General features: G+C 68.0%; 22 protein-coding genes and 1 other RNA gene. 13 read left to right on the plus strand and 10 right to left on the minus strand.

Going from position 1 to position 23,600, the window contains the following annotated elements; genetic code table 11:
- Positions 1 to 16: 16 nt before the first annotated feature.
- The 5 genes from ftsE (at position 17) to ssrA (ending at position 4,281) form a co-directional block, all read left to right on the plus strand.
- On the plus strand, positions 17 to 844 hold the full coding sequence (gene ftsE / locus FPY90_RS00680; RefSeq protein WP_071213556.1) for a cell division ATP-binding protein FtsE: 828 nt from the start codon (positions 17 to 19) through the stop codon (positions 842 to 844).
- Entirely contained in the window at positions 841 to 1,755 is a 915-nt protein-coding gene (gene ftsX, locus FPY90_RS00685) for a permease-like cell division protein FtsX (protein WP_071213555.1), read from the plus strand. Before ftsE ends, ftsX begins: the two co-directional genes overlap by 4 nt.
- 97 nt (positions 1,756 to 1,852) lie before the next feature.
- Entirely contained in the window at positions 1,853 to 3,262 is a 1,410-nt protein-coding gene (locus FPY90_RS00690) for a peptidoglycan DD-metalloendopeptidase family protein (RefSeq protein ID WP_286135264.1), read from the plus strand.
- 56 nt (positions 3,263 to 3,318) lie between these two features.
- Positions 3,319 to 3,801: an SsrA-binding protein SmpB gene (gene smpB / locus FPY90_RS00695; RefSeq protein WP_083411005.1), complete on the plus strand. Its 483-nt coding sequence runs from the start codon at positions 3,319 to 3,321 to the stop codon at positions 3,799 to 3,801.
- A gap of 110 nt (positions 3,802 to 3,911) precedes the next feature.
- Positions 3,912 to 4,281: a transfer-messenger RNA gene (ssrA, locus tag FPY90_RS00700) on the plus strand.
- A 101-nt stretch (positions 4,282 to 4,382) separates the two neighbouring features.
- On the opposite strand, the gene FPY90_RS00705 is transcribed toward ssrA, so the two are convergent.
- The 3 genes from FPY90_RS00705 to FPY90_RS00715 form a co-directional block, all read right to left on the minus strand.
- Complete coding sequence (locus FPY90_RS00705; protein ID WP_498683296.1) at positions 4,383 to 6,188, minus strand: HNH endonuclease signature motif containing protein; 1,806 nt, start codon at positions 6,186 to 6,188, stop codon at positions 4,383 to 4,385.
- Between the two features lie 256 nt (positions 6,189 to 6,444).
- Entirely contained in the window at positions 6,445 to 7,191 is a 747-nt protein-coding gene (locus FPY90_RS00710; protein WP_071213552.1) for a PspA/IM30 family protein, read from the minus strand.
- Positions 7,192 to 7,338: 147 nt separating this feature from the next.
- Positions 7,339 to 9,390, minus strand: a complete 2,052-nt coding sequence (locus FPY90_RS00715) for a TPM domain-containing protein (RefSeq protein ID WP_498683299.1) — start codon at positions 9,388 to 9,390, stop codon at positions 7,339 to 7,341.
- Positions 9,391 to 9,663: 273 nt separating this feature from the next.
- Here FPY90_RS00715 and FPY90_RS00720 point away from each other — a divergent pair, with 273 nt between their 5' ends.
- The 4 genes from FPY90_RS00720 to FPY90_RS00735 all read left to right on the plus strand — a co-directional run bounded on the left by FPY90_RS00720 (position 9,664) and on the right by FPY90_RS00735 (position 14,213).
- Positions 9,664 to 11,313, plus strand: coding sequence for a S1C family serine protease (locus FPY90_RS00720; protein WP_498683301.1), 1,650 nt, complete (start codon positions 9,664 to 9,666; stop codon positions 11,311 to 11,313).
- 342 nt (positions 11,314 to 11,655) lie between these two features.
- The gene (locus FPY90_RS00725) at positions 11,656 to 12,477 is read left to right on the plus strand and encodes an electron transfer flavoprotein subunit beta/FixA family protein (RefSeq protein ID WP_498683303.1); all 822 of its coding nucleotides are present in this window, start codon (positions 11,656 to 11,658) and stop codon (positions 12,475 to 12,477) included.
- Positions 12,478 to 12,499: 22 nt separating this feature from the next.
- Positions 12,500 to 13,453, plus strand: coding sequence for an electron transfer flavoprotein subunit alpha/FixB family protein (locus FPY90_RS00730; RefSeq protein ID WP_071213549.1), 954 nt, complete (start codon positions 12,500 to 12,502; stop codon positions 13,451 to 13,453).
- A gap of 4 nt (positions 13,454 to 13,457) precedes the next feature.
- Positions 13,458 to 14,213 carry a PIG-L deacetylase family protein gene (locus FPY90_RS00735; protein WP_498683305.1) on the plus strand — a complete coding sequence of 252 codons (756 nt, stop codon included), beginning with the start codon at positions 13,458 to 13,460 and terminating at the stop codon, positions 14,211 to 14,213.
- 139 nt (positions 14,214 to 14,352) lie between these two features.
- Here the strand turns inward: FPY90_RS00735 and FPY90_RS00740 are convergent, their stop codons facing one another.
- The 5 genes from FPY90_RS00740 to folP all read right to left on the minus strand — a co-directional run bounded on the left by FPY90_RS00740 (position 14,353) and on the right by folP (position 18,407).
- Positions 14,353 to 14,910 carry an anti-sigma factor gene (locus tag FPY90_RS00740; protein WP_139194723.1) on the minus strand — a complete coding sequence of 186 codons (558 nt, stop codon included), beginning with the start codon at positions 14,908 to 14,910 and terminating at the stop codon, positions 14,353 to 14,355.
- A 77-nt stretch (positions 14,911 to 14,987) separates the two neighbouring features.
- Entirely contained in the window at positions 14,988 to 15,458 is a 471-nt protein-coding gene (locus tag FPY90_RS00745) for a tRNA (cytidine(34)-2'-O)-methyltransferase (protein ID WP_071213546.1), read from the minus strand.
- Between the two features lie 107 nt (positions 15,459 to 15,565).
- On the minus strand, positions 15,566 to 16,513 hold the full coding sequence (locus FPY90_RS00750) for a J domain-containing protein (protein WP_498683307.1): 948 nt from the start codon (positions 16,511 to 16,513) through the stop codon (positions 15,566 to 15,568).
- Between the two features lie 182 nt (positions 16,514 to 16,695).
- A complete protein-coding gene (locus FPY90_RS00755) occupies positions 16,696 to 17,439 on the minus strand; it encodes a dihydrofolate reductase family protein (protein WP_071213544.1) in 744 nt (247 codons plus the stop codon).
- Entirely contained in the window at positions 17,439 to 18,407 is a 969-nt protein-coding gene (folP, locus tag FPY90_RS00760; protein WP_498683312.1) for a dihydropteroate synthase, read from the minus strand. The genes FPY90_RS00755 and folP overlap by 1 nt, the downstream gene beginning before the upstream one ends.
- Before the next feature lie 135 nt (positions 18,408 to 18,542).
- On the opposite strand from folP, the gene FPY90_RS00765 reads away from it, so the two are divergent.
- The 4 genes from FPY90_RS00765 (at position 18,543) to FPY90_RS00780 (ending at position 22,437) form a co-directional block, all read left to right on the plus strand.
- On the plus strand, positions 18,543 to 19,454 hold the full coding sequence (locus FPY90_RS00765; protein WP_139194721.1) for a hypothetical protein: 912 nt from the start codon (positions 18,543 to 18,545) through the stop codon (positions 19,452 to 19,454).
- A 165-nt stretch (positions 19,455 to 19,619) separates the two neighbouring features.
- Positions 19,620 to 20,810, plus strand: coding sequence for a cysteine desulfurase family protein (locus tag FPY90_RS00770; RefSeq protein WP_498685484.1), 1,191 nt, complete (start codon positions 19,620 to 19,622; stop codon positions 20,808 to 20,810).
- On the plus strand, positions 20,807 to 21,943 hold the full coding sequence (gene mnmA, locus FPY90_RS00775) for a tRNA 2-thiouridine(34) synthase MnmA (protein ID WP_498683315.1): 1,137 nt from the start codon (positions 20,807 to 20,809) through the stop codon (positions 21,941 to 21,943). The genes FPY90_RS00770 and mnmA overlap by 4 nt, the downstream gene beginning before the upstream one ends.
- A gap of 113 nt (positions 21,944 to 22,056) precedes the next feature.
- Positions 22,057 to 22,437: a VOC family protein gene (locus FPY90_RS00780; RefSeq protein ID WP_498683317.1), complete on the plus strand. Its 381-nt coding sequence runs from the start codon at positions 22,057 to 22,059 to the stop codon at positions 22,435 to 22,437.
- 28 nt (positions 22,438 to 22,465) lie between these two features.
- On the opposite strand, the gene FPY90_RS00785 is transcribed toward FPY90_RS00780, so the two are convergent.
- Together FPY90_RS00785 and FPY90_RS00790 are read right to left on the minus strand one after the other, a co-directional pair.
- Complete coding sequence (locus FPY90_RS00785; protein WP_498683318.1) at positions 22,466 to 22,969, minus strand: hypothetical protein; 504 nt, start codon at positions 22,967 to 22,969, stop codon at positions 22,466 to 22,468.
- Positions 22,970 to 23,038: 69 nt separating this feature from the next.
- Positions 23,039 to 23,563 (minus strand): tetratricopeptide repeat protein, encoded by a 525-nt coding sequence (locus FPY90_RS00790; RefSeq protein WP_498683320.1) that lies wholly within the window; start codon positions 23,561 to 23,563, stop codon positions 23,039 to 23,041.
- Positions 23,564 to 23,600: the final 37 nt, after the last annotated feature.

A 23,600-nucleotide genomic window follows, 5' to 3' on the forward strand; every position in this document is an offset into this window, starting at 1 on the left:
CGCGGGCAGAGCTGCGATGATTAGATTCGAAAACGTCACGATGGTCTATGACCAAAAGTCACGCCTTGGTTCGGAGAATGCGCGCCCTGGCCTCGACGACGTAACCATTGAGATTGACCGCGGTGACTTCGCGTTTCTTGTGGGGGCCTCTGGCTCCGGCAAGTCCACATTCCTCCGCCTGATCCTTCGCGAAATCGTTGCAACCGGTGGTTCGGTGCACGTTGCCGGGCAGAACGTTGCACGTATCCCCTCGTGGCGCGTGCCCAAGCTGCGCCGAGGCATCGGCGTCGTGTTCCAGGACTTCCGCCTGTTGCCGCAGAAAAACGTGTTTGAGAACGTCGCCTTTGCGATGCAGGTGGTCGGGGAAAGCCGAAGCGCCATTCGCGACCACGTGCCCGAGGTCTTGAAACTTGTAGGCCTCGAAGGCAAGGAAAAGCGCCAGCCCGACGAACTTTCCGGCGGTGAACAACAGCGCGTGGCCATAGCCCGCGCCATTGCCAACAAACCACAGATCCTGCTCGCTGACGAGCCCACGGGAAACCTGGACCCAGCAACGAGCGTCGGGATCATGAACGTGCTGGACCGGATCAACCAAAACGGCACCACGGTGATCATGGCCACGCACGATGACGGCATCGTCAACTCAATGCGTCGCCGGGTCGTCGAGCTTTCACTCGGCAAGATCATGCGCGATGAAAGCGCCGGCGAATACACCTCGATGATCCCGGTGATCAACCAGGACGGCACGCGCGAATTGCGGCAGGCCGATCACAGCACATGGCAAAAACCGTCGACAGGTAACCAGGCCTTTGCACCGTTCGACACTGAGGACGACATGCCATGAAACTCGGATTCATTCTTGGCGAAGTAGGCTCAGGCCTCCGCCGCAACCTTTCCATGGTCGTATCCGTCGTCTTGGTCACCTTCATTTCGTTGACGTTCGTGGGCACCGCTGCCTTGATGCAGATGCAGATCACGCAGATGAAGGGCTACTGGTACGACAAGGTCCAGGTGGCCATCTACCTCTGCGGTGAACACAACGAAGGTACCAACTGCGCCGAGGGCGCGGTCACGGAAGGCCAGCGCGGCGAAATCGAGTCCATGCTGGGCTCGGCGGCCGTCAAGCCATACGTGGAGAACTTCGAGTACGAATCGAAGGAGCAGGCGCTCACCCACTTCCGCGAACAGTTCGAGAACTCCTCGATGAGCGAAACGGTCACGGCGGACCAACTGCCCGAGTCGTTCCGCGTTTCGCTGGTCGATCCGGAGAAATACCAGATCATCAAGGAACTCTTCTCGTCGATGGACGGCGTGGACGTGGTCGTAGACCAACGGGAGTTACTGGAAAAGATCTTCTCCATCATCAATATCGCTTCCTTCGTCGCCATCGGCATTGCCGGGGTGATGATCCTGTGTGCCGTGCTGCTTGTGGGCACGACGATTCGCCTATCGGCCTACCTGCGCCGCCGTGAAACCGGCATCATGCGCTTGGTTGGCGCCTCGAAATCCTCACTCCAACTACCCTTTGTCCTGGAAGGTGTTATCTCCGCGCTGATTGGTGCGCTGCTGGCCTCCGGGGTCTTGTGGGCTGCGGTGAGATTCCTTATCGACGACAAGCTGGCACTGGACTACAAGGACACGGCGTTCATTTCCACCGGCGAGGTATTCATGGTCGCGCCATGGCTGATCCTGCTGGGTGTGGTTCTGGCTGGTGTATCGTCGTTGGTAACCTTGCGACGCTACTTGAAGGTTTAGTGCGTCGCTTCCTCATGTCAGACTCGCTTCCCATAGGACTCAAAGGACATTTATGTTAGCCAAAGCAGTATGGTGCCGGATTGCGCGTTCAGGGGCCGTGGGTGCGCTTTCAATCGCACTCCTGGTTTCCGGAGGCGTAGGCGCCCACGCCGATGAGCTAGATGACCGCAAGGTCCAGGTAGAGCAGAACATTGACAATCTCTCCGAGGATCTTGAAGTCCTTGACGGTGATATCAAGGCCACCGACGCAAAACTCCGTGGATTGCAGGCGCAGCTTCCCGCTGCCGAGCAAGCCTTGGCCGATGCCCAGGGCAGGGTGCGCCGAGCTTCCGACGAAGCGGCGGACCTCGCCCGTCGGGTGCAGGCTGCCCGCGAAACCCGCGACCAGCTGAACGTGAAGATTGCCGAGGGCAAGGCGAAGCTGGAGGACTCCAAGCAAATCATTGGCCAGATCGCCACTGAGGCCTACAAACGTGGAGGGGTCTCGTCCGACCTGTCCTTGCTGTTGAACGCGACGTCCGACGGCAACCTGGCAGCAGGGATGGACTTGGCCGACCAAGCCATGCGTTCGCAGAACGCGGCGCTTGATGCCCTCTCCGAGCAATCCGCCACCGACGCGAACGCCAAGTTGCGGTTGGCGGCGGTTGAAGCCGAAATCACCGACCTCAAGTCCGCCGCCGACGCTGCGCTGGCGCGTGAACAAGTTGCCCGAGACGATGCGGAATCGAAGAAGCAGTCGCTCGACGGCATCATCACCCAGACCGACGCCTTGAGTGCCGAGCTCTTGGCCCAGCGTCCGCGAATCCAGCAAAGACTGCGCGCCGAGGAAGTCGAAAAGGCACAGGTAAATGCGGACATCAAGGAGCGGCAGGAACGGCTGATCCGTGAGGAAGCCGAACGCAAGCGCAAGGCCGCGGAGGCCGAACGCAAGCGCATCGCCGAGGCAAAGGCCAAGTGGGAGCGCGAGGAAGCAGCGAGAGCCAAGAAGGCCAAGGAAGAAGCTGCGCGGCAGAAAAAGAAGGACACCTACGTCAAGCCACAATACGTGGCCCCGAAGCCGCAAGCCGTTCCCCAGGAACGTAGCTCGTGGGGCCTGATCAAGCCGGTCTCCGGTGGACGCCAGACCTCGGGCTTTGGCTGGCGACCCACTCCGTCCGGAACGATCGACTACGGGGGCCGTGGCGGCTACGTGCACGCCGGCGTCGACTGGGGCTTCGGCGGCCAGTGTGGTTCTCCGGTGCATGCCGCTGCTGACGGCGAAGTGTGGATGGCTGGCTGGGGTGGAACCTCCGGAAACAAGGTCACCATCAGCCATGGCGTGGTCAAGGGCAGGGCCCTGGCGACAAACTACCACCACATGCAGCGCGTGGTTGTGAGCGTGGGGCAGAACGTCAGGCAGGGCCAGCTCATCGGCTACGTCGGCACCACGGGCAATTCCACCGGCTGCCACATGCACTTTGAGACCATCGTCAACGGTACAGCCGTAAACCCATTGGGACTTCTCTAGCGGTAAGCTATAAGCTCGCCAAGTGAAGAAACCACTCGCGGAGAGGAGAAGCCAACGTGTCTAAGAAAGACCCGCAAGAACGGATCATTGCAAGCAACCGCAAGGCCCGACACGACTTCGAGATTCTCGATACCTACGAGGCTGGCATGGTACTCAGCGGGACCGAGGTCAAGTCGCTGCGTGAGGGCAAGGCATCGCTGGTCGACGGGTTTGGGCAGTTCTATCGCAACGAGTTGTACATCGAGAACGTCTACATTCCGGAGTACCTCAACGGTTCGTGGACGAACCACGCCGCACGGCGGCGACGCAAGCTGCTGCTGCACCGCATGGAGCTCCTGAAGATCGAGCGGAAGATCAACGAGGCCGGTCTGACGATCGTGCCGCTGAGCCTGTACTTCAAGAACGGGCGCGCGAAGATCGAAATCGGTGTGGCCAGGGGCAAGAAGGAATACGACAAACGCCAATCCTTGCGTGAGAAACAGGACAACCGCGAAGCGCTGCGCACCATGCGGGAACGAAACCGCGGGGTGCGCGACTAGGCCTGGCCGTGCCAAAGGAATAGACCTGACGCGAATGTGCGTTAGACTAGATATGCACGGTTGATCCGTGTGGTTGGGGCAGCGCAAGCTGCTCATTGACAACAAAATACGGGGATGATCGGTTTCGACGGTGTGAGTCGCGACATGTGAAGCGGGCCGAGGATGCAAAGTTATCTCGTTAACGATCTTTGCAAAACAATAAGTGCCGACTCAAAGCGCACTGACTTCGCTCTCGCTGCCTAAGCAGCCAGACAGTCCGTAAGCCAGGGGATGCTATCGCCCCTGTTCCTTACGTCATTTAGATAGCCACTGCGGGAAGTTAGTGTTACCGGAACGGCCCGCATAATTTAGGTAACTGTGCCCGGACCAGCCGCTTGTTTGCAAGACGACTGGGGCAGAGAAAATCCAACGCAAACTGCGCCCGGAGAAGACCTGGCAACACCACATCGGACGGGAGTTCAATTCTCCCCATCTCCACAACGAAGGCCCTGCAGATCCACGGATCCGCAGGGCCTTTCTTGCGCCTGAACGATTTTCCGAATCTTGGCACCCAATCGAGGCGGTGGCATGCAGGACCGCGGCTAGAAGAGCAGGGAGTTGGTTTGCCTCCGGTGTTGCCAGTAGTCGTTGCGACGCGGGACCTGTTCCGGATCGAGGTACTTGGGCAACAAAACCGCGGGCAAGCCATCGCTGTCCCGGACCAGTTGAATCTTCCCGGAGTGGAAATCATGGTGGTGCGAGCTGCAACCGGGGCCGATATTTTCCACACTCGTCACCCCGCCGTCTTCCCACGAGTCGATATGGCACATTTCGCAGTGCTCCGGCGGCACCGCACAACCCGGAACCAGGCATCCGCCGTCCCTGGCGAGGATGCCCTCCCGCATGTAATCCGGGACGAACCGCTGTTCCCGGCCCAGATCCAGGATCTGGCTCTCGCCGTTGAACGTGGCTGGCAATACGCCTGCGTCGCACAACACCCGTCTGAGTTCCCCGGGGCTGATGTCCAGCCCGTGGGCGCTGATGCCGGCTCGTTCGGCCAGCCCAAGAAGTGTTTCGAGTTGGCAGTGGACCACCAAAGTCGCCCTGGCCCGGCCCTTGCCGCCCGTGGCGGAACCACCGACGCTTTGCAGCGCGTTGAGGATTGATTGGAGGTGGCGACGTGCCGGTGTCAATCCGTCAAGGCGGGAAGCATCTTCCTGCCATTGCCCTGTCGGGGCCTCTTCGGGAATCCCTAGGGCAGGCGCGTCCTGCTCTTCGCCAATGGTGGTCTTGGTGGCTTCGTTGGCCTTGTCGTCCTTGGTGACGGCGAACCCTGGGTCCGTGTCGGCGGCCTGGGAGCGATCGTTTGTCGGGGCATCCGGGGCAACCGCCCAGGCGGGAATCGGACGCGCGTCGTTCAGATCCGTCGCGCTGCCGTCCTGGCCTACGGGGCCTTGGGCCCGGGCCGCGGCATCGCGGGCAAGACCGTCCCTGTTGCCCGCAGCGGTGCGCGCGTTGTCCGCATTGGCGAAGTGCGACAGGAAGATCTCCGCGTCCACGTTAAGCATGCATAGGTTGAAGTACGAGAAGTGCTCGGTGCGGCGGGTCAGGAAGATTCCGGTCTTGGCGTCGATCTCTTCGTCGCTGGGCTCGCTGGGGGCAGATTCCTCCAGGTGACGCTGCCAGGCGGTGACGAGCTTGCCGGTCGCCTGGGGACCCTGGGTGCGCAACGACTCCAGGACCTTGTCCTCCAAGGTGGTGGCGAGTTCCTCGGCCTTGGGTTGCTTTTTGATGACGGGTGCAACCTTGTCCATCTTCTTCGCCAGCTGGATCGCGTGCCTGGGATCAACCGTCCCCGACTGGGCGTCCTCGGAGAGCTTGGGGTAGCGGGCCGGGCGGCTGATCCCGTTGACGTCCACGTGGGGTGCCAGCGCGGTGGCGGCATTGATCCGGTCACGGACCTCGAAGTATGCGGTCCCCAACAGGTGCTGCAGGAAGTCCGCAGTGTCCTTGTGGGGCCGCCGCCCGATCGGCGCCGTCAGCGGGTCGGCGGGCAGGGAGCTCTTCCCCGCCAGGAACGGTGCGGGGTCGGCCACGATGGCGGAGAGCTGCTCCATGGTTTCGAGCGGCAACTCGTGGGCCAGAGTGCGCTGGGCGGATTGTGCGGCGAGGATCTGGGTGTAGGTTGTGCGCCGGTGGGCACGTTCGACGATCAGTGCGACCATGGCGGCCTCAGTGGGAGAGGTTGACCCGGTGGCCAGTTCGGTGGCGGTGGCAACGAAGAATTCCTCGGCGGCGAGCAGCAGGCGCAAGCGATCGGCCCGGGACACGGGTTGGCCGGGCGTGGAGCCCTGGCCGGTGTGTCCGCGGCCTTGGCCCAGGAGCTGGGTGAACTGCTCGGTGTTCATGCCTTTGAGCATGCCCGATCCGCCGGGTTCGTATCCAGAGGGTTTGCAATTCTGTGGATAACCGAAAAATGAATGCGGGATCGTGGCCGGTGAGGGCAGGGGGGCGCGGTCGGGGCTCCCGGGCCGGGTGTGCGGCGGGACGGCAAAAGGACGGGCGAGGGCCCTGCGAACCGGAATCATCCCGGTGTGCAAGGCACCCGTCCGTCCTTTTGGCCGGCGGACACGGGGCCGCCGCGGCGCGTGGGTGCGGGGTTGGTTACTCGTCCGCGCCGGTGGTGATCGAAGGCGCGGTCTTCGGCGCCTTCAGCGCGGCCAGGCGTGCCTCGATCTCGGTCTGCTCGCCCATGTCCTCCAGCGAGTTGAACTGCGCGTCCAGCGACGAGGAGGCAAGCTCGGCGGCGCCGCGCACGCGGGCCTCTTCGCGACGGATCTTTTCCTCGAAGCGGCCCACCTCGCTGGAAGGATCCATGATGTCGATGGACTTCACGGCCTCCTGCACCTGGTTCTGCGCCTGGGCGGACTTGGCGCGGGCCACAAGCTCGTCGCGCTTGGAAACCAGTTCCTGGCGCTTGGACTTCATGGCATCCAGGCCGGACTTGAGCTTCTCCACAATTTCGCGCTGCGAGGTGATGGTCGGCTCCGAGGACTTCGCCTCGGACTCGGCCTGCATCTGGCGCTGGATGGCGACCTTGGCCAGCGAATCGAACTTGTCGGCGTTGGCGGTGTCGCCGGCGGAGCGGAAATCGTCGGCCTTGCCCGAGGCGGCCAGGGCCTTGCTGCCCCAGTCGGAGGACGCCTGGACATCCTCGTTGTAGTCTTCCTCGATCATGCGCAGGTTGCCGATGGTCTGGGCGACGGCGGTTTCGGCCTCAGCGATGTTGTCGGTGTAGTCGCGGACCATCTGGTCGAGCATCTTCTGGGGATCCTCGGCCGAGTCGAGCATGGCGTTGATGTTGGCCTTGGCCAGCTGGGCGACTCGACCAAAAATAGACTGCTTTGCCACGGTGAGACCTTTCGTTGACTGACTGGTTGATTTCTGTCGCGCTTCCGGTGCCGGAAACGCAGTACTGCAATCTGTGGGGTCCCGGTCGGTAGCCGGGATCCGTGGCACCGACCGGGGCGGTCGGTTCCGGTGCTGGGGTGCTGCCGCCTAGAAGTTTCCTCCCGCGCCATCGCCGAATCCGCCGCCGAAGCCACCGCCGCCGCCGAATCCGCCGAACCCGCCGCCGCCGAAGATGCCGCCGCCGGAATCACCGGAGTGCGAGCCGCCGCGCAGGATGGAATCGATGAGGATGCCGCCGAGGATGGCTCCGCCCAGGCCGTTGCTTCCGCCCCGGCCGCCGCCGAACCCGCCGCCGAAGCCGTTGACGTCGTTCTCCGCCTCGCGGGCGGCCTGGTCGGCCAGCGCCGAGGCGTGCTCGGCGTAGGACAGGGCATTGACCGGGTCGGAGGAGGCCAGGCGCAGCGCTTCCTCGAGGTTTCGCTGGGCTTCTGCCAGCCGGGTGCGGGCCGTGGCCCCGACGCCGCCGCGACGGGCGCGGATGAAGTCGTCGGTGCCGGTGATCTTCATTTGCGCGGAGCGGATGGCCGCCTGCAGCTGGTCGGCCGCACGGCGGTTGCGTTCCTGCGCATCGCGGATCTGGTTCAGCTGCTCGTTCAGCGGGCGAAGCCCGGCGTCGACTTCGGCCAGCAAGGCGACCGGGTCCACCCGTCCGGTGCCGACCTGCGCCTGGACCGAGGACAGCGCGGATTCCAGGGCGGCGACGGATCCGGCCAGCTCCGGGTTGGAACCGTTGGCGACCAGGGCGCGTCCCTGGGCCAGGTCCTGGGCGGCGGTGGAGACCAGGGACTCGAGGTCGGTGCGGGCCTTGTCCAGGTCGTCCCCGGCGTGCGCAACGGCGTCGAGCAGCACGGTGGCCTGGTGCACGGCGTCCTCCCCGGCGCGGACCGCAACGGCGGCCTCGGCGGTTTCGGCCGCGGCGATCTTCGCCTCGGCGGTGGACACCGCGGTGTCGGCGAAGTCCAGCCGTTCGGTGGCCTCGGCGATATTGGTGTGGACCTGGTTCAGCGCGCTGTCGGTGTAGCGGGCTGCGAACTCGGTGAGCTGGGACTGGACCGAGCCGACGCGCTGGCGCAGCGGCACGATCCGGGCCTTGAGCGAGGCGGCGGCCTCCGGTGCGTTCTTTTCCAGCTCGCGCAGCGAGGCGAATTCCTCGGTGTGCTGCTCGAGGGTCTCGTTGACGGCCTCGCAGCGGCGGATGATCTCACCGAGCCAGGAACGCTGTTCTTCCTCGGTGTCGGGGATCTCGTCGTCCAATTGCTGCTGCAGCTTGAAGGACTCGGACATGTGGGTCTTGGCCGTCTCGATGTCCTCCGCGAAGGGCTTGATGGCGGCCTCGCCGAATTGCGCCTGGGCGAAGCCGACCTCCTGCTCGGAGGAGCGGATGGCGTCGTCGGCGGCAATGAGCAGGCTGCCGGCCTTGGTGCGCAATTCCGGGATGCCCAGCGACGCCAGGGGGTCCAGCGGCTTGCCGTCGGGACCGGTGGCCACCTGCGGGAGCTGCGCGGGGAGCTTCTTGCGGCGCGTCAGCGCCCAGGCGGTCGCGCCGCCGACCACCACGACGCCGCCGACCAGCAGCCAGCCGGCGGTGCCGCCGCCGGATCCGCCGTTGGAGCCCGAACCGTTCGAGCCGGTGGCTGCTTCGTCGCCGTCGGGGGTCTTGCCGTTGGAGACGTTTTCGATGCCGGTGACCGCGCCCAGGGCAGCTGCTGCCCACTCATCGTCGGACAACTCCGGCTTGACCATCTGGTTGAAGATGTCCTGCTGGAATTCGTGCAGTTCGCTGCGGTCGTTGGTGACCAACGTGCCGAAGCGCTGCTGCGTTGCGACGGCCAGCACCATGTCGCTGGTGCCCATGTTCTTGGACTCGGCAACCTTTTCGATCCAGGCCGCGGGGTCGTCCGGGTTGCTGAAGGTGTCGACGTAGATGACGTAGAGCGACTGGCCGGTGTCCCGTTGCAGCTGCTTCACCGCGTTCTCGACCTCGGAGGCGTCCGAACCCAGGACGTTGGCCTGGTCCACGACGAACTGCCCCGGGGGGATCTGCACGGGGGAGTCGGCCAGGGCCGGGGGTGCAAGCATGAACAGGGACAAGATTCCTGCGGAGGCAACAAGTGCCATCCGCCGGGGGAGCGATTTCATGGTTTTCCTTCACCCTTGCATGGTCGGCCGCAGAAAATGCGCGTATCGTTGCATGATTCCATGCAACTCTCCGGTTTCTGCTGTCGATGTTGATTCTAGGTGGGTGAATCGCGCGAGTCCACAGAATCGCCGGTGCACGGGGCAGGCGGTTTCCGAATCACACCTTCTCACAGCCGACACTCAGGTTCTCCTTTTCGCCGCCACAGCCCTTGCGGGCATAGTTGTAACCAGGAAACGCAGAGGAATCCACCGTCAGGGATGGGAAGAACAGTCATGAGCGAGAACCAGTTTGAGCAGCCGGGCACCGGCCGAGATCCGGAACGGCAGCCGGAATCCGGTGCCGTGCCGCCGCGGCCCGCGACCCCGCCGAGCACCCCCGCCAACGGATTGGGCGACGCGTCCGCGGGCACCGAGGGCACGCAGCCGGTCTCCCGCATCGAGGGGGCCGCGGATCCGACGCAGGCACTGCCGCGCCACTCGGGCAACCCGGGCCAGGACGCATCGGCACCGGACGCATCGGCCCAGGGTCCGGCAGCCGGCGCGCAGCCGCAGCATCACTACGGGGCCCCGGCCGCGGCGCAGCAGCCGGCGCATGCCTGGAACTCCGCGCCGCAGGGCGGTTCGCCCTACGGCACCCCGACCGCCGAGGAACACGCCTCCGCCTTCGGTGCACCGCTGCCCCCGGCCCGGAACAACGCGCCGAAGAAGTTCACCTCCGGTGCCCTGATCGTGGGCATGGTCGCCGCCGCCTTCATCGGCGCGGGCGGCGCAGTGGGCGCCAACTACGTGATGAATTCCAATCCCACGGCAGCGGCCTCGTCGAGCACCACCCCGCAGGGCGACGTGGTCATCAACAACCCGAAGAACGTCACAGCGGTCACCGCCGCGGCCGCCAAGGCCAGCCCCAGCGTCGTGACCATCGACGTCGCCGGCAGCTCCGAGGCTGGCTCGGGCTCGGGCATCATCCTGGACAAGGCCGGGCACATCCTGACCAACACCCACGTGGTGACCCTGGGCGGGACCACCAACAGCCCGAAGATCGCGGTGCGCACCTCCGACGGGAAGGTCCACGACGCCACCGTGGTGGGCACCGACCCGCTCTCGGATTTGGCAGTGATCAAGATCGAGGCGCAGGACCTGGTCCCGGCCGAGCTGGGCACCTCCGGGAGCCTGAACGTGGGCGACACCGCCATCGCGATCGGCGCCCCGCTGGGCCTGAGCGGCACCGTCACCGACGGCATCATTTCCACGCTGAACCGCACCATCTCCGTCGCCTCCTCCGCGGTGCCCAAGCAGTCCGAGGGCAACGACTCGAACGACAACGGCAACCAGTTCAACTTCCAGTTCCCCGGCGCCCCGGAGCAGCAGCAACAGCCATCCAGCTCCGAGGGCTCGATCTTCATCAACGTGATCCAGACCGACGCGGCCATCAACCACGGCAACTCCGGCGGCGCGCTGGTGGACGTGAACGGGAACATCATCGGGGTGAACGTCGCGATTGCCTCCTCCGGCTCCAGCGCCAGCTCCTCGGGCGACAGCGGATCGATCGGCGTCGGGTTCGCCATCCCGATCGACTACGCCAAGCGCATCGCCAACGACATCATCGACAACGGCTCGGCCACCCACGGGCTGCTCGGGGTCACGGTGCAGGCCAAGGCCGCCAGCGCCAACGGCTCGAACGCGTCCTCGTTCAGCGTCGGCGCCGAGGTCAAGGAGGTCGTCGCCGACAGCCCGGCGGCCAAGGCGGGATTGAAGGCGGGCGACGTGATCACCGGCGTGGATGCACGCAGCATCTCCGACAGCACCTCGCTGACCGCCGCGATCCGCGAGATCCCGGCCGGCGGCACCACGGTGGTCCACTACTCCCGCGGCGGCGCCGCGGAGTCGACCACCGTGACGGTGGGCAAGACCCCGGCGCAGTAGCGGCGCACCCTGGCGACACACGGCGCAACATGGCCGGTGCCGCCGGGGGTCACACCGCGCAACGCGGGGCAATGCGGTGAAACATTGACGGACGCGGCGTGCCGGCGGCCAGGGCCATCCCCGGCGCCCGGTGCGCCGCGTTTGCCGCATGCGCGCGCGCTTGCCGCGCCGGTGCACCCGCCCCGCCCCGCCGTCCGCCCGGGGCCGGGCCAGCGGGCGCCTCCGGGCACCGATACGATGGACCCTGGGAGATCGGCCGGTCCCGCCCGCCATCGGCGGCGCCCGGTGCGCACCGGACGCCCTCTCCCACGCAGATCTGTCCAAGTTTCCAGAAAGGCAGCAATGAGCCAGAACACCGGCACGCCCCTGAACATTCTCGTGTTGGTCAAACACGTGCCAGATGTCCAATTCGAGCGGCACCTGACCTCACCGGGGCAACGCCTGGACCGCTCCGACTCGGTCCTGTCGGAACTCGACGAGTACGCCATCGAGGCGGCCCTGGCCCTGTCCGAGTCCCGCGGCGGCGAGAAGGCGGGGAACACCGTCACGGCCATGACCATGGGTCCCGACGCAGCGGCGAACGCCGTGAAGAAGTCCCTGCAGATGGGGGCGGCCGCGGGCGTGCACATTTGTGATCCCGCGCTGGCGGGTTCCGACGCCGGGGCGACCTCCCTGGTGCTGGCCACCGCCATCAAGCAGCTGGGCGGCTTCGACGTGGTACTCACCGGCATGGCCTCCACCGACGCGGAGACCTCGCTGGTCCCCGCACAGCTGGCCGAACGCCTGGGCCTGGCGCAGCTGACCAACCTCTCGAAGCTGGAAATCGCGCCCGGAACCACCACGGTCACCGGGCTGCGCGTCGGCGAGGACGGGGTCCAGTCACTGGAAGCCGCGCTGCCGGTGCTGGTCTCGGTCACCGACCAGGCCAACGAGCCGCGCTACCCGAACTTCCGCGGGATCCTGGCGGCGAAGAAGAAGAAGATCACCACGCTGACGCTCGCCGAACTGGGCCTGGCCGAGGGGGCCGTGGGCGCCGCGGGGTCCGCGACCCGCGTGCTCTCCGCCGCACCGCGCCCGCCGCGCGCCGCGGGGCAGGTCATCACCGATTCCGGCGAGGCCGGCATCGCGCTGGTGGACTTCCTGGCCGACGCCAAGCTGATCTAGCACCACTTTCAAGGGGAACAACATGTCGAACATCCTGGTATACATCCACGCCCCCGCCGGCGCGCCGACCAAGGGGCAGCGCGAGCTGCTGGCCCTGGCCGCCCGCCTGGGCGAGGCCAGCGCGGTGCTGGGCGGCCCGGCCGACGCCGCCGCACTGTCAGGGCTCGCCTCCGCGGGCGCCACCGGCTTCTACGCCGCGGCCGGCGGCCTGGACGCCACCGGGCTCATCGCCCCGGCGGTCTCGCTGCTGGAGGCCGCGGTGCGCGCATCGGGCGCCACCGCGGTGCTGCTGCCCAACACCGTCGAGGGACGTGAAATCGCCGCACGCGCCGCCGTGCGGCTGGACGCCGGGGTCATCACCGACGCCATCGACGTCGACGCGGATTTCACCGTGACCAAGCCGGTGCTCGCCGGCAGCTACACCGTCAAGGCGCAGGCGACCCGCGGCCCGGCGTTGATCACGCTCAAGGCCAACAGCGTCGAGCTGCGCGAGGCGGCCCCCGCCGCCGGCGCGGCAGCCCCGGTGCACGAGCTCGAACTCGGTGAGGCCGGCCCGGCGGCCCGCATCACCGCCACCGCCGAGCACACCGCCACCGGCCGCCCGGAACTTTCCGAGGCCCGCTTTGTGGTGGCCGGCGGACGCGGCGTGGACGGGGACTTCGGCCCCGTCGAGGATCTTGCCGACGCGCTGGGCGCGGCGGTGGGCGCCTCGCGCGCCGCCACCGACGCCGGGTGGATCGACCACTCCGCGCAGGTCGGGCAGACCGGCACGACGGTCTCCCCGCAGCTGTACATCTCCGCCGGGATCTCCGGGGCGATCCAGCAGAAGGCCGGCATGCAGACCGCCAAGACCATCATCGCGATCAACAAGGACCCCGACGCACCGGTGTTCGAGATCGCGGACCTGGGCATCGTGGGCGATTTGGCCCAGGTGCTGCCGCAGGCCGCCGCCGAGATCCGCCGGCGCAAGGGCTAGTCGCGTGGGCATCTTCGATCCGGCCGTGCAGCAGGTGCGCCGGGTGCTGTGCTTCGGCGCGCACCCCGACGACCTGGACTTCGGGGCCTCGGGCACCGTGGCGGCCTGGACCGCCGCGGGCGTGCAGGTCGAGTACTGCATCATGACCGACGGCGACGCCGGGGGCTTCGACGCGCGCACCGCCGAGGCGATCACCGCCACCCGGCATGCCGAGCAGCGTGCCGCCGCGGCCCTGGTGGGCGTTGACACCGTGCACTTCCTGGGGGAGGCCGACGGGTTCCTGGAGCCCAACCACCGCGTCATGAAGCAGGTGGTCGCGCTGATCCGCGCGCTGCGCCCCGACGTCGTGCTGGCCATGCACCCGGAACGCAACTGGGAGCGGATCCAGCGCTCGCACCCCGACCACCTGGCCTGCGGGGAAGCGGTCACCCGGGCCATCTACCCGGCGGTGGAGAACCCGTTCTCCTACCCGGAACTGCTCGAGGCGGGACTGGAAGCGTACAAGCTGCCGTGGCTGTGGCTCTACGGGGCCCCGGCCGAACGCGAAAACCACCGGGTGGATGTCACCGCGGTGTTCGAGCTCAAGCTCGAGGCGCTGCGCCAACACCTGAGCCAGCACCCCGACGTGCCGGCCATGGAACGCTACGTGCGCGCCCAGTCCGAGGCGCAGGGCGCCGCGGCGGGGTTCGGGCCCGGTGCTGTGGCCGAGTCCTTCCACGTGGTCGCGGTCAACGCGGCGGACACCATCGCCGGCTTCTAGCCCGGGCGCTTCCGGCCCCGGCGCTTCCAGCCGCAGGCCGGCGGCGCCTTAAACACGAGTGGGCCGCCTCCCTGTCGCAGGGGAGGCGGCCCACTCGTCGTGGGCGGCGCGGGTGCCGCGCCGGGACCGCAATCGTGCGCTACTTGGCCTCGGGCAAATCCAGCACGGCCAACGGCTCGGTGCTCGGGGCGGTGCTGCTTCCGTCGCCCGGTTCCACCGAGACCATGACGGAGGCGAGCTGGTCCACCCCGTTGAACCCCTCCTTGACGGGCTTGTCCGACGGGGCGATGGTGGCCAGCAGGGTGGGCCGGTCGGTGGAGGCCTCGATGAGCCACACCACGTAGTCCTCGGTGGGGTCGATGGCCGGCAAGCCGGTCAGCTCGATCATCCCGGCGTCGGCCTTCGCGGAGGTCTTGAGCACCGCATGCCCGCCGCCCTCGAGATCGGCCTGGGCGACGACCTGGTCGGAGGCACGTTCGACCTTGGAAACGTAGTTGGTCGGAATCAGGTTCACCAGCCCGGCGACCAGGCCGATGACGACCACCGCCAGGGCCGCGACCACGAACATCCACCTCTTGAGCGGGCGCCGTGCGGGGGACTCGGCGTCCGTGGACACCGCATCGACAAGATCCATGCCGAGGTCGTCGTCGTTCTCGTCGCCGCGGTGCGCAGGGTATGCGGGATCGGTGCCGGTCATGATGTTGCCATCCTTTTCAAAGAGCGGGGGGTGGCCGGTGATTGCCACGTGTAAGCATAGGGCAGAAGGCTAGGTATTCAGTGTGTGCCGCCGGGGACGAAGCCGTGCTGGCGCCAGGCTTCGTAGAGCGCGATCGATGCGGAATTTGCGAGGTTCAGCGAGCGGCGGGCCTCGAGCATCGGCAACCTGACGGTGGCGGTGATGTGCGCATCGTTCTTCAATTCCGCCGGCAGCCCGACGGACTCGGGGCCGAAGAGCAGCACGTCGCCCGGTTCGTAGGACACTTCCGTGTAGAGCGTGCTGCCCTCGGAGGTGAAGGCGAAGACGCGGGCGGGGGCCAGGGCCGCCCAGGCGGATTCGATGTCCGGGTGCACGGTGACCACGGCCAGGTCGTGGTAGTCCAGGCCGGCTCGGCGCAGCTTGGAGTCCTCGAAGTCGAAGCCCAGCGGCTCGACGAGGTGCAGTTCGGCGCCGGTCACCGCGGCCAGGCGGATGGCGTTGCCGGTATTGCCGGGAATTTCGGGAGTGTAAAAAAGGATTCGGAACACGCACCCCAGTTTACGGTGCGCCGGGCCCGCGCATGGTGCCGGGCGCTCCGGCGGCGGTTCACCGGAGGGTCCGGGGAGGACCTGCGGACGCCGGGGAGCGCACGTGGTTAGTACATTCCGCCGATGAGCCGGGCCAAAATGGTGCGATCCACCACATGCGGGGTGGGCCCGGTGCCCAGGAACATCTTCATTTCCCGCACCAGGTTCACGGCGTTGACCACGTTGAGCACGTTCATCGGCCCGGGTTCGGCGCCGCGCGCATAGTCGATGACCGGTTCGTGCAGGTTCCCGTCGGGGGACAGGATCACCGTCCACCCGGTCACGTTCAGCTCCGGGAAGAGGCCCTGCATCTGGTGCACCACCGGCCCGAGGCGCGGCGGGTCGATGTGCTTGCCGTCGCGCAACAGGGTCGAGCCGTCCCAGCGGTAGACACCCCGGGGCAGCAGCATCGAATGCACCAGGGCCAGGCGGTAGCCGCCGAGCAGGGCGTGGTCGATGTACCCGCCGCCGGGGGCGTGCAGCCCGTTGACGAGCCGGGCCGAGGGCAGGGCGGTGAGCACCTGGCGTGAAAGCAGCTGCACCGAGCGGTTCTCGCGGGCCAGGCGGGCCTGGGCGCCGAAGATGCCGCGCTTGCGCGGTGCACCGTGGACCTGGCGGATGGAGGTGTCCCGGTCGATGGCCCCGGGCTCCTCGAGCCCCGGCACGTAGATCGTCGCGTCGGTGGCCGAGGGGCGGGGACCGGCGGCGCCAAAGCGCATGGACCCGCCGGCCCCCGTGCCCGACGGGTGCCCCGGGTCGGCGCCGTGGGCACCTGGCGCGGGGGCACCCCCGCGCAGGTAGCTGGACTCGGTGCCGTAGCTGCGGTCGTAGCGGGTGCGGGCGGCCGGGTCGATGAGGGTTTCGTAGGCGAGCGTGGCGCGGGCAAAGTCCTGGGCGTCGCCGCCGTGGTCGGGGTGCGTGAGCCGGGCCGCCTTGCGGTAGGCGGACTTGATCTCCCGGGGACTGGCGGTGGGGGCAATGCCCAAGACTTCATAATGGGTTTGCCGCTGGGCCACGTGGCCGCCTTTCGGTTCGGGGGTGCGTCGAGGACGGGACGTGCGGGTCCCTGGCCCCTGGGGTGCGCCGGGTCCGAAGCCCGGTATCGCTCCAGCGATCCTACCGGTTCCGGGTGCCGGTTTGCTGGGTGGATGTCCCCCCCCGCCCGATCCCCGCGGCCGTGGCCCGGGGGGTGCGGCCCCTAGCGTCGGCGGTATTCGGCCAGCAGGGTGCCGTCCTCCTCCAGCAGCAGGTGCAGCCCCAGGTGCCGGGGTTCATCGCCCTGCCGGCCCCGGGCGATCCGGGGCCCGTCGCCGCCGGCCAGCACGGGGGAGTAGGTCACGCACAGGCTGTCGAGCGCGTCCGCGCGCTGGAAATCGGCCAGCAGCGTGGGTCCGCCCTCGGAGTGGAGCACGCGCAGGCCGCGGGCGTGCAGGGTCTCGATGATCCAGCGCGGGTCGATGACGGGTCCCGGAGCCGGGGCCGAGACGACCTCGGCCACCGCGCCCAGGGCCGCGGCGCGCCCTCGATCGGCCGAGCCGGAGGCCAGCACCAGGATCTTCCCGGGGTTCCGGGTGAACAGTTCGCTGTGCGGATCCAGGTCCAGGCGGCCGGAGACCACCACGAGCAGCGGTCGCTCGGGCATCCCGTGCGCCAGGCGCCAGGCGCGCGAGGCGTCATCGAGCAGCTCGCCCTCGTAGCCCTCGGCGCGGACGGTCCCGGCCCCGACGACGATGGCATCGGCCAACCGGCGCAGCAGCATGAACACGCGCTTGTCCGCAGCGGTGCCCAGCGCCCCGGAGAGCCCCCCGATGCTTGCGGCCCCGTCGGTCGAGCTGACGAAGTTGAAGCGGACGAAGGGCCCGGTGCCGCCTCCGGGCGCGTACCAGTCGAGCAGCTGCCCGTCGTCCGGGTCCGCTGCGGGGCCGGGAACCAGCCCGCGCATCAGGCGTCCTCCCGGGCCGCTGCGCGCGCCCCGTTGCCGGCGGCTGGCAGGGCCCCGGGGTGGGCCGGGGCGTTGACAGCTCCCATGTTGTGCGCCAGGTATGCCGGTTCGCGCCATCCCATGGCAGCCTCCAGCATCCGGATGGTGGAAACCGATTCGGGGACGTTGTGCATGCGGATGATCCGCGCCCCGTTCATGATGCACATCGTGGCCGCGGCCATCGACCCGGCGGTGCGTCCGGCCTTCGGGGCATCGAGGGTCTCGCCGATGAAGTCCTTGTTGGAGACCGCCGCGAGGCTCGGGTAGCCCAGCGCGGCGATGGCCTCGAACCCGGCGGTGATTTCCAGGGTGTGGCGGGTGTTCTTGTTCAGGTCGTGCCCGGGGTCCACAATGATCTTGTCCTCCCCGATCCCCAGGGACCTGGCGAAGCCGACCTTCTCGCGCAGGTACTCGGCGACCTCTCCCACCACGTCCTTGTAGCGCGGGCGCGGGTAGACGGTCCGCGGGGCAGCCAGCGAGTGGGTGATGACCAGGTGCGCCCCGGCCCCGGCAACCACCCGCCCGAGCTCCGGGTTGCTCAGCCCGGTGGTGTCGTTGATGACATCGGCGCCGGCGGCCAGGGCCGCGGCGGCAACCTCGGGGTTGAACGTGTCGGCGGAGATGATCACGTCGCTGTGGGCGCGAACCGCTTCGATGACCGGCACGATCCGCTGGGCCTCCTCCTGCCAGGACAGGGCGGGCCCGGGGGAGAAGGGCACCCCGCCGATGTCGATCCAGTCGGCGCCCGCGTGCACCGCATCCAGGGCGGCGTCCACCGCGGAGGCCAGGGCAAAGGTCGCCCCGGAATCGTAGAAGCTGTCGGGGGTGCGGTTGATGATGGCCATCAGCGCGATCCGCGAGCTGAAATCGATGCTTCGGTGCGCAAAGCGGTGGACCGGGTGGCGGAGGGCTGGAAGGTACATGCTCATGCGGGCTCCTTGCGGGGATCTGTTATACCATTCTTACCAGTTTTAGAAGGATTTGCGTGGATTGGGCCGGCCCCGGGTGCCACCCGGCCGGGTGTTCGGCGGGCGGCGGGCCCCGCACATGGGTACCCTGAATGAATGACTTTGAACTTCACGGCCCCGGATGCCGGTGCCTGGATCGTGGCGGCACTGCAGGAACAAGGACGGGATGCGGATACCGCAAACCTGGTCGCCGGGCAGGTCCCGCGCGGCTACGAGGCCTACGCGAGGATCTTCCACCCGGCGATGGGCCCGGACGGGCAGCCTGTGCGCTGGGGGCAGATCGCCGCACGGCGCGGCACCACCATGCACGCCCTGGCGCAATTCGCCGCACTCTCCGGCATTGGCGAGGACGGGGTGCCGCTGGCCGAGGACTCCTGGGAAGGCGAGGCCCCGGGCTGGGACGGACTGGGCGCCGCCGAGCTGCGGGCCATGGCCCCTCTGTTGGTCGCACACACCACCACGCCGGAGCAGATCCACCTGGCCCTGTGGAACGGGCTCGCGTTCATCCACGGCGGGGACCAGGTCGAGGTCGTCATCGCGGACGACCCGGCACTCGATGCGCAGCAAAACGCCCAGCGCGCCGCCGAGCTTGCCGCGAAGGCCAAGGCCCCGGCATTCTCCGATGCGGTGCGCAACGCCCCGACGCTGCAGATCGGCTCCGGCTACCGCTCCTTCTACCTCTTCACCGGGGACGGGCAGGACCTCGCCAGCCCGCTGTGGGCACGGACCTCGCTGGGGGAGCAGCGCCAGTCGCCCAACCTCGCCTGGCCCCAGGACCGCAACTGGCTGATGAGCACCGAACTCTACGAGGACTCCACCATCGTCGGGGGCACCCGCGCGCTCATCGACGCACTGCTGGGCTGCGCGGCACTGGAAGCCTGGGAGGTCCAGGCCGACTCCCGGCTCGATGCCGCCGGGGACACCCGCAACGAACTGCCCGAGGCCGACACCGATCCCTTCGACCCGGAAGAACTGGCCGGGGAATACTTCGGCGGGGAACAAAACTAGGGGGACACGGCGCCCCGCCGGCTGTTGCCGCGGGGCCCGTGCAGTCCCCGGGCCGGGGCCCGGCCAGGCTGTGAGCAATCACTCCGCCCCGGAATCCGGCAACACGGCTAGAATTGTTCGGTGTCCACGAGCCCCATTTACCTAGACCACGCAGCAACGACACCCATGTCGGACGCGGCGCTCGCCGCCATGACCCGCGAACTGGCCCAGACCGGCAACCCGTCCTCGCTGCACGGCGCCGGCCGCCGCGCCCACCGCGTCATGGAGGAATCCCGCGAACGCCTCGCCGCCGCGGCCGGGGCCCACGCCTCGGAAGTCATCTTCACCTCCGGCGGCACCGAATCGGACAACCTCGCGCTCAAGGGCCTGTACTGGGCCCGCAACGGCGCCGATGCACGCCGCACCCGCATCCTGGTCCCGGTCATCGAGCACCACGCGGTGCTCGACACCGCCGAATGGCTCGAGGCCCACGAAGGGGCAACCATCACCTGGCTGCCGGTAACCTCCGACGGGGTCGTCGACCTCGAGGTGCTCGCCGCCGAAATCTCCCGCGACCCCGCATCCATCGCGCTGCTCACCTGCATGTGGGCCAACAACGAGGTCGGCAGCGTCCAGCCGATCGACAAGGTCGTCGCGCTCGCCGGGCCCCACGGCATCCCGGTGCACTCCGACGCGGTCCAGGCCTTCACCGCGCTGCCCATCTCCTTCGCCGATTCCGGGCTGGCCACCATGGCCGTGTCCGGGCACAAGATCGGCGGACCCGTTGGCATCGGCGCCCTCTTCGTGCGCCGGGATACGGTGCTCACCCCCATCCAGCACGGCGGCGGGCACGAACGGGCGCTGCGCTCCGGCACCCTGAACTCGGCCGCGGCGGCGGGATTCGCCGCGGCGGCCACGCAGGCCGCGGCCAACCTGGCGGCCGAAACCGAACGCCTGGCCGCCCTGCGCGACGCACTGGTCGCCGGGGTGCACGAGCACATCCCCGAAGCGGTCTTCAACGGCACCGCGGATCCGGCCCACGCCGGGACCAGGCTGCCGGGCAACGCGCACTTCACCTTCCCGGGCTGCGAGGGCGACTCGCTGCTCTTCGTGCTGGACATGCTCGGGGTGCACTCCTCCACGGGCTCGGCCTGCACCGCCGGGGTGCCGCGCCCGTCCCACGTGTTGCTGGCCATGGGCCGCGACGAGGAAACCGCCCGCGGGGCCCAGCGCTTCACGCTCGGGCATACATCGAGCGCCGCCGACGTTGGGAAACTTGTGGCGGCATTGCCCGAGGCCTACGCGCGCGCCAAAAAGGCCGGCATGGCCGCACAAGTCAGCAGCATCCAAACAGCAGGGACAGGGTTCACACGATGAAGGTTTTGGCAGCAATGAGCGGCGGGGTCGACTCGGCCGTTGCGGCGGCGCGGGCGGTCGAGGCCGGCCACGAGGTCGTCGGCGTGCACCTGGCCCTGTCCCGCATGCCCGGCACCCTGCGCACCGGATCGCGCGGCTGTTGCACCGTGGAGGACTCCAACGACGCCTGGCGCGCCTGCGACGTGCTGGGCATCCCGTACTACGTGTGGGACTTCTCCGAGCGCTTCAAGGAGGACGTGGTCGACGACTTCATCGCCGAGTACGAGGCCGGGCGCACCCCGAACCCCTGCATGCGCTGCAACGAGCGCATCAAGTTCGCCGCGCTGCTGGAAAAGGCCATCGCGCTGGGCTTCGACGCGGTCTGCACCGGGCACTACGCCAAGGTCATCCGCGACACCGACGGCAACCCGGAGCTGCACCGCGCCGCCGACTGGGCCAAGGACCAGTCCTACGTGCTGGGCGTGCTCACCCACGAACAGCTGGAGCACTGCATCTTCCCGCTGGCCGACACCCCGTCCAAGGCCGAGGTCCGCGCCGAGGCCGAGGCCCGCGGGCTCTCGGTGGCCAACAAGCCCGACAGCCACGACATCTGCTTCATCCCCGACGGGGACACCCGCGGCTGGCTGGCCGAGCGCATCGACATGGAACCGGGCGCGATCGTCGACCAGGAGGGCAAGCCGTTGGGGGAGCACGAGGGCGCCCACGCCTTCACCGTCGGGCAGCGCAAGGGCCTGAAGCTGGGCACCCCGGCGGCCGACGGCAAGCCCCGCTTCGTGCTGGAGATCCGGCCCAAGGAAAACAAGGTCATCGTCGGCCCCGAGGCCCTGCTGGCGGTCGACGAGCTGCGCGGCATCCGGATCTCCTGGGCCGGGCTGCCCATCGCCGACGCGTCCGCCGGCATCGAGTTCGACTGCATGGTCCAGGTGCGCGCGCACGGGGACCCGGTCGATGCCCGTGCCCGCGTCGAGGCGCAGGAAGACGGGTCCAATGTCCTGGTGGCCACGCTCATCGAGCCGATGCGCGGGGTCGCCCCGGGCCAGACCATGGTCATCTACCAGGGCACCCGCGTGCTGGGCCAGGCCACCATCGACTCGGCCCGCTCCACCGCCTGGGACCCGACGCTCGTTTCCTGATCCGCCACGCCTCCGAAGGCCCCGCCGGGTGCTTGCTGCACCGGCGGGGCCTTCGCCATTTCGGGTGCACCTCAGCTGTTCCGTGGTCGGGCCCGAACGGCTATCGTGTGGCCATGACCAGTCGACTAGCCGCCATTGCCATCGATGCGATCCGTCCGCGGGTCGTGGCCGACTTCTGGTGCGCCGTGCTTGACTGGTGCATTGTTGAGGAAGACAGCGAAGGAATCAGCATCGCGCCGCACGACAAAAGATGGCCTCACATCGACGTGTTCGCGGTGCCCGAGGGCAAGAACGTGAAAAACCGGTTGCACTTCGACCTGCGTGCCGACGGAGTGTCGACCGACCAGGAGCTGGAGCGCCTGCTCGCCTTGGGGGCGCGGCGCACCGACGTCGGGCAGGGCCCGGACGTCAGCTGGGTGGTCCTGGCCGATCCCGAGGGGAACGAGTTCTGCCTGCTCTCACGAACCGTCCAGGACCTCCACAACCAGGGATGAGCCCGGCCCGGGGAGTCGTGTGCCGGAATCACCTGGGCGGCATCGGTGTCGGCCTGGGGTGGTTGCGCACCAGGAAGAGCACCAGGAGAAGCAACGCCGCGGCGCTGGCCAGGTAAAGAACACTCCCCCACGGGGCGTGGTCACCGCCGGAGATGCCGAAGGTGTCGGCCAGGCCCATGCCCGAGGGGAACGACGCGACCATCATCGAGGGGGCGCCGAGCACGAAGAGCAGCAGGGACAGCACCGTGGCGCCGGCAGCGGACAGCTTCCGCAGCAGCACCGCGACCAGCATTCCAACGCCCAAAAGGATTCCGGTGACAGCCCGCGCCACCACCAGCGGTGTCCCCGCATGCTCGCCGGCCCCGGCCATCTGGGCGCGGATCTCGGCTAGCGTGGCACCCGGAACCGCGGCCAGGGGGTTCCAGACCAGGATCTGCAACGCGCCAAGGACCGCGTAGCCGGCAACCATCCCGAATCCCGCCAGGGCGGCCCGCACCGCGCGGGAACGAGCAAGCTCCGGTTCTGCCATCATGCCGCCAGCCTAACCGTTCACCCCGGGGCGTGGTGGCCCCGTGGCCGGATCCCGCCACAGGTGGCGCAGTCATCGGGCGTCGGGCCGGCGGGCAGACGGGCGGGCGTCCGCCAAGGACCGGATGTGGGCGGCGTTGCCGAGGATGGCGGGCTTGTACCGCTCCAGGTCCGGGGACCTGATGCCGGTGGCGACCACGTCGAGCAAGGCGGCGACGGCCTCGTCGAGCCGGCCGCACGCATGGAGGGAGATCGCCTCGAAGACTGCCAGCGACGGCGAAACCGGAAACCGTGCCCGGGCGCGCTCGAAGACTTCTGCCGACCGGGCGAATTCGCCGAGGTTCCGCAAGGTGGATCCGTACTGCAGGTAGCATCGGCGCAACAGGTCTCCCGACAGCCCTGCATCAAGGGCCCGCTCGTAGAACGACGCCGCGGTGTTTTCCTCTCCCGCCGTGTCGTAGGCGCCGCCCACCTCGTACAAGACCCGCGGGTTGGCCGGGTGCCGCTCCAGGATCGGCAACAGCGCATCGATGGTGGGCTGCATGTTGTTCCGGTCGCGGGCCTCGAAGATCCCCTCGAGCCGATCATCCAATGTCATCGCTCCAGTATCCAGCAACCGCCGACCAGCGGGACCA

The sequence above is a fragment of the Arthrobacter sp. C2 genome, assembly GCA_024207135.1.
Lineage (GTDB): Bacteria > Actinomycetota > Actinomycetes > Actinomycetales > Micrococcaceae > Paeniglutamicibacter.